This is a genomic window from Pseudomonas sp. NPDC087598, from assembly GCF_044743525.1.
In the GTDB taxonomy this organism is placed as follows: Bacteria; Pseudomonadota; Gammaproteobacteria; order Pseudomonadales; family Pseudomonadaceae; genus Aquipseudomonas.
In genome coordinates, this window is sequence record NZ_JBIUWQ010000134.1 from 1 (window position 1) to 2938 (window position 2938).

Here is a 2938-nt window from a genome sequence, read left to right on the forward strand (position 1 = left end):
TCCAGAACCAGCTTCTGGGCGCGTTCATTTCCCACGAATTGAACCGCTGCATCGCTTGCTACCGCTGCGTGCGTTTCTACAAGGATTACGCTGGCGGCACCGACCTCGGTGTGTTCGGCGCCCATGACAACGTGTACTTCGGTCGCGTTGAAGACGGCACCCTCGAAAGCGAGTTCTCCGGCAACCTCACCGAGGTCTGCCCGACCGGTGTGTTCACCGACAAGACTCACTCCGAGCGCTACAACCGCAAGTGGGACATGCAGTTCTCACCGAGCATCTGCCATGGCTGCTCGAGCGGTTGCAACATCTCCCCGGGCGAGCGTTACGGTGAACTGCGTCGCATCGAAAACCGCTTCAACGGTTCGGTGAACCAGTACTTCCTGTGCGACCGTGGCCGTTTCGGTTATGGCTACGTCAACCGCACCGACCGTCCACGTCAGCCGCTGCTGGCCGACGGCACCAAGTTGGGCCTCGACGCGGCACTGGATAAAGCCGCCGATCTGCTGCGCGGTCGCAACATCGTCGGTATCGGTTCGCCGCGTGCCAGCCTTGAAAGCAACTACGCGTTGCGTGAACTGGTTGGCGCCGAGCACTTCTACTCGGGTATCGAAGCCTCCGAACTGGAGCGCATCCGTCTGGTCCTGCAAGTGCTGAAAGACAGCCCGCTGCCTGTGCCGAACATGCGCGACATCGAAGACCACGACGCGATTTTCGTCCTCGGTGAAGACCTGACCCAGACCGCCGCCCGTATGGCCCTGGCCCTGCGTCAGTCGGTCAAGGGCAAAGCTGAAGACATGGCCGAAGCCATGCGCGTTCAGCCTTGGCTCGACGCGGCGGTGAAGAACATCGGTCAGCACGCGCTGAACCCGCTGTTCATCGCCAGCCTGGCGGAAACCAAGCTCGACGACGTCGCTGAAGAATGCGTACACGCAGCTCCGGATGATCTGGCGCGCATCGGTTTCGCTGTTGCTCATGCTCTGGATGCCAGCGCCCCGGCCGTTGAAGGTCTGGACGCTGAAGCGCTGGAATTGGCCAAGCGCATTGCTGACGCCTTGCTCGCCGCTAAACGTCCGCTGATCATCGCCGGTACTTCGCTGGGCTCCAAAGCCTTGATCGAAGCGGCGGCGAACATCGCCAAAGCCCTTAAGCTGCGCGAGAAGAACGGTTCGATCAGCCTGATCGTGCCGGAAGCCAACAGCCTCGGTCTGGCCATGCTCGGTGGCGAATCGGTCGACGCTGCGCTGCAAGCAGTTATCGACGGCAAGGCCGACGCCATTGTCGTGCTGGAAAACGATCTGTACACCCGCACCTCGAAAGCCAAGGTCGATGCGGCACTGAACGCTGCGAAAGTAGTGATCGTTGCCGACCATCAGAAGACCGCTACCAGCGACCGCGCCCACCTGGTTCTGCCAGCGGCAAGCTTCGCCGAAGGCGACGGTACTCTGGTCAGCCAGGAAGGTCGCGCCCAGCGCTTCTTCCAGGTTTTCGATCCGCAATACCTCGACGCGAGCATTCTGGTTCACGAAGGCTGGCGCTGGCTGCATGCCCTGCGCGCTACCCTGCTGAACCAGCCGATCGACTGGACGCAACTCGACCACGTCACCGCTGCCGTTGCTTCGAGCACCGAGCAACTGGCGCGTATCGTCGACGCTGCACCGTCCGCTGCGTTCCGCATCAAGGGTCTGAAACTGGCGCGTGAGCCGCTGCGTTATTCCGGTCGCACTGCGATGCGCGCCGACATCAGCGTTCACGAACCGCGTACTCCGCAAGACAAAGACACCGCGTTCGCCTTCTCCATGGAAGGTTATTCGGGCTCTGCCGAACCGCGTCAGCAAGTGCCTTTTGCCTGGTCGCCGGGCTGGAACTCGCCACAAGCGTGGAACAAGTTCCAGGACGAAGTCGGTGGTCACCTGCGTGCTGGCGATCCGGGCACCCGCCTGATCGAAAGCACTGGCGACTCGCTGAACTGGTTCGCTGCCGCTCCGCGTGCGTTCAACCCGGCGCCGGGCACCTGGCAAGCCGTGCCGTTCTATCACCTGTTCGGCAGCGACGAAAACTCGTCGAAAGCCGCTCCGGTTCAGGAACGCATTCCGGCTGCTTACGTGTCGCTGGCCAAGTCCGAAGCGGATCGCCTGGGCGTCAACGACGGTGCCCTGCTGAGCTTGAACGTCGCCGGTCAGACCCTGCGTCTGCCGCTGCGCATCAATGAAGAACTGGGCGCAGGTCTGGTGGCATTGCCTGCGGGCATCGCCGGCATTCCACCGGCATTCGCCGGCGTATCCGTCGACGGTCTGCAGGAGGCAGCGCAATGACCTGGTTCACCCCTGAAGTGATCGATGTGATCCTGACGGTCATCAAAGCCATCGTGATTCTGCTGGCCGTTGTGGTCGCGGGCGCGTTGCTCAGCTTTGTCGAACGTCGCCTGCTGGGCTGGTGGCAGGACCGTTACGGTCCGAACCGCGTTGGCCCGTTCGGTATGTTCCAGATCGCCGCCGACATGCTGAAGATGTTCTTCAAGGAAGACTGGACCCCGCCGTTTGCCGACAAAGTGATCTTCACTTTGGCACCGGTGGTGGCCATGTCCGCCCTGCTGATCGCGTTTGCGATCATCCCGATCACCCCGACCTGGGGTGTCGCGGATCTGAACATCGGCCTGCTGTTCTTCTTCGCCATGGCCGGTCTGTCGGTCTACGCGGTGCTGTTTGCCGGCTGGTCGAGTAACAACAAGTTCGCCCTGCTCGGCGCGTTGCGTGCTTCCATTCCGCGTCCGCGTTATGACCAGGTGATGGATTTCAGCTGGAAATTCTGCCTGCCACTGACCCTGATCAATTTGCTGGTGACCGCTGCGGTCGTGTTGTGGAACACGCCTGCAGTAGCGGGGCAGGGTGGATGTGACCCATGTTCAAGGGTAGTTGCGACATGGTGAAGGGTACTGGGA

At 61.7% G+C, this 2938-nt stretch carries 2 protein-coding genes; both read left to right on the forward strand.

The features are described from left to right. On the forward strand, positions 1-2312 hold a 2312-nt coding region (locus ACIOWE_RS29980), incomplete at its 5' end, for a molybdopterin-dependent oxidoreductase (RefSeq protein ID WP_401398566.1). Continuing rightward, complete coding sequence (locus ACIOWE_RS29985) at positions 2309-2926, forward strand: NADH-quinone oxidoreductase subunit H (RefSeq protein ID WP_401398568.1); 618 nt, start codon at positions 2309-2311, stop codon at positions 2924-2926. The genes ACIOWE_RS29980 and ACIOWE_RS29985, both read left to right, overlap by 4 nt. Positions 2927-2938 lie beyond the last annotated feature (12 nt).

What these genes read in the sequence shown, in the direction of transcription:
- ACIOWE_RS29985 (WP_401398568.1), top strand. Translation starts at nt 2,309, where the DNA reads ATGACCTGGTTCACCCCTGAAGTGATCGATGTGATCCTGACGGTCATC.